General features: G+C 57.4%; 1 protein-coding gene and 1 pseudogene. Both read left to right on the top strand.

The annotated features are described in order from the left end of the window. Positions 1–339 precede the first annotated feature (339 nt). A pseudogene (locus tag ABWU19_RS14585) lies at positions 340–2,190 on the top strand (heme o synthase). Between the two features lie 108 nt (positions 2,191–2,298). Next, the gene (gene coxB, locus ABWU19_RS14580; RefSeq protein WP_435902368.1) at positions 2,299–3,096 is read left to right on the top strand and encodes a cytochrome c oxidase subunit II; all 798 of its coding nucleotides are present in this window, start codon (positions 2,299–2,301) and stop codon (positions 3,094–3,096) included. Positions 3,097–3,126 lie beyond the last annotated feature (30 nt).

Genomic DNA, 3,126 nt, shown 5'->3' with positions numbered 1-3,126 from the left:
TTGGCGCCTCCTGTTGGCGCAGTTTGGGGAAATGTGGCTGGTGGCTTTTCCGAATTGGGGTCTTTGATTTGTTCTTTTTGCTGGGGCCCCCACCTGAAGCTGTGCCAGGAGCTGCTCTTGCATCTGGTCGGCTTTGACCTGCCCTAAACAGAAAGCTTCAGGTGGGGTTCATATGAGTCCTGGAGCCCTCGAATTTGGCAGTGAAGAGTGCGATGAAAGCAGGATGGCCCTGACAGGTATCTAAATATGGCCATCCCCCTTGGGACATTTGTCCTAATGGTGCATTCCCGGCGCTTCTGGCAAAATGGGTACGTTTACCCCAGGGGGGGTCTTTTTCTTATGTCGAGCCGACGGTTTACCTTCTACGCTTGGGGGGTGGTGGTTTTTACCCTCATGGTCATTTTATGGGGGGACGTGGTGCAGGCCACCGGTTCTGGCGATGGCTGTGGCGCCCACTGGCCTACCTGCAACGGCGAGGTGTTGCCCCTGTTCAGGGGCCTCGAGACCTTCATAGAGTTCTTCCACCGCATCACCAGCGGGCTTTCGCTGCTCCTGACCGTTGGGCTTTTGGTCTGGTCGCGCCGGATCTTCCCCAAAGGCCACCTTGCCCGACTGGGGGCCGGTCTTTCCATGTTCTTCATGATTACTGAAAGCCTGGTGGGGGCCGGCCTGGTGCTTTTTCGCCTGGTAGGGGAGGATGCCAGCATCGCCAGGGCTATTGTGGCCCCTATTCACCTGATTAACACCCTTTTCCTGATTGGCTCGCTGACCCTTACCGCGTGGTGGTCGAGCCACCCCGAACATCGCCCGGTCTGGAAAGGCCAGGGCCTGGTGGGCTGGGCCTTGGGCCTTGGCCTGGGGGGGATTTTGCTGGTTGCGGCTGCGGGGGCCCTGACCTCGCTGGGTGATGCCTTGTTTCCAGTTCGCAATACGGCTGAAGCAGTGGGCCGGGCCCTGACGCCGGGCGAGCATTTTTTGGTACAGCTTCGCATCTATCACCCCTTTATCGCTGTTTTGGTAAGCGTATATGTGGTTTTGGCAGCCAGCATGATTGCGCTGTTGCGCCCCAGCCGCTACACCAGGCTGTTCGCCCGCTTGGCCGGAGTTTTGTTTATTGTGCAGCTTGGGGTAGGCTACCTCAATGTGCTTCAGGCAGCCCCGCTTTACACGCAGCTTCCCCATCTCTTGCTTTCCGACCTGATTTGGGTTACCTGGTTGTTGCTCGTGGTCTCGGCCCTCAGCCAGGCCTACCGTACAGATTCGGTTGTGCCTGAAGTAGCCAGAGCGAGGTAAACTGCTGTGGTGGTTCCTGTTGCCAATCCCGAGCGCGCAACCTGGCGCGACTACTTCTGGTTGACCAAGCCCCGCGTCATCAGCTTGCTGCTTTTTACCACCCTTATGGCTATGTTCATCGCAGCAGGCGGATGGCCTGGCCTGGGCTTGTTTGTGGTGGTATTTGTGGGCGGTTACATGGCCGCTGGTTCGGCCAACGCCTTCAATATGATCATCGACCGCGACATTGATGGCCGCATGAAGCGTACCGCGCAGCGGCCAACCGTCACCGACAGGATCAGCACCCGCGATGCAACCATTTTTGCAACAGCCTTAATGGTTTGCTCTTTTCTGCTGCTGTGGTGGGGCGCCAACCTGACCACCGCCCTCCTGGCCATGGCTGGGTTGGGCTGGTATGTGCTGATCTACACCCTCTACATGAAGCGCCGCTTCTGGAGCAACATTGTGATTGGGGGGGCGGCGGGGGCTTTCCCACCACTGGTGGGCTGGGCCGCGGTAACGGGGGAGTTGAGCCTGTTCGCCTGGTATCTCTTCCTGATCATATTTTTCTGGACGCCGGTACACTTTTGGGCCCTGGCCCTGATGATCAAAGACGACTACGCGGCGGTGGGCATCCCCATGTTGCCGGTGGTGCGGGGCGAACGCCAGACCGCCTATCAAGTGGTGCTGTATGCCATTCTTACCGTTGTCATTTCGCTGATTCCGGTGCTGATGGGCGAGCTGCGTTGGTTTTACCTGATTGCAGCGGTTTTGCTGGGGGGGGTATTGCTGGTGCGCAGCGTGCGGCTTTACCAAACCTTAAACCCCTCCTGGACGCTGTCATTGTACAAATACTCCATGTTATACCTGGCTTTACTTTTTGTCGCCATGGCCATAGACCGAGCGATGTGGATGTAGCTAGAATACCTTATCTGGATAGGGTATTTTAGGCCTTGAGCCGCATACCCTAAAATGGCTCCAACTAATATACGTTAGAATACCCCAAGACCAAGGGAGGATGTAGGAATGCTGCAACGAAGTCTAGGTTTGATAGTCCTGCTGATGCTGGGTTTGGTACTGGCCGCTGAACCGGGCCAGGCCGGGGGGCACACCCTTAACATCCTGGATCGGGATGCCTCGGCCTTTAACCGTGAAGTTGGGGGGTTGTTGGCCTGGGTGATGGGTTTTGCGGCCCTGGTGTTTGTGGTGGTTACGGGCGCGCTGACTTATGTAACCATCAAGTTTCGCCGAACCGGCAAAGAGACCGCGGAGCCCGAGCAAATGCACGGCAACGATCGCCTCGAGGTAGCCTGGACGGTTATCCCTACGGTGATTGTGCTGATCATCTTTGGCCTGACGGCCCAGAGCATGTTCAAGCTGGATCGCCCCACCCCAGGGGCTATGGTGGTGGAAGTACGCGGCTGGCAGTTCTGGTGGGATTTTATTTACAAGGAACACGGGGTTCGGAACTCTAACGAACTTATTTTGCCTGTGGGAAAACCCGTGCGTTTCGAGGTTACCGGCGGCGATGGCAAGAGTTACGATGTTATTCACTCGTTCCGCATTGCCAGCCTGGTGGGTGCACGGGATGCCATTCCGGGGGTGGTTACCCACATCGAGGTGACCCCAGAGAAAATTGGCGACTACTACGGCCAGTGCGTGGAGCTGTGTGGGGCCTCTCACGCCAACATGCGCTTCCGGGTCAAGGTGGTGCCGCAGGAGGAGTTTGACCGCTTTATTGCGGGGGCCAAAGCCTACCAGGCGGCCACCCCCAAAGAACCCACCCTGGTACGTGGGCAGGCTTTTATCATATACATCCACTAAGCCAGCGATAGAGGGGCATGGGATTGGTGG

Source organism: Meiothermus cerbereus (assembly GCF_051297115.1).
Classification (GTDB): domain Bacteria; phylum Deinococcota; class Deinococci; order Deinococcales; family Thermaceae; genus Meiothermus; species Meiothermus cerbereus_A.
This window is presented reverse-complemented; position numbering and strand designations above follow the sequence as displayed.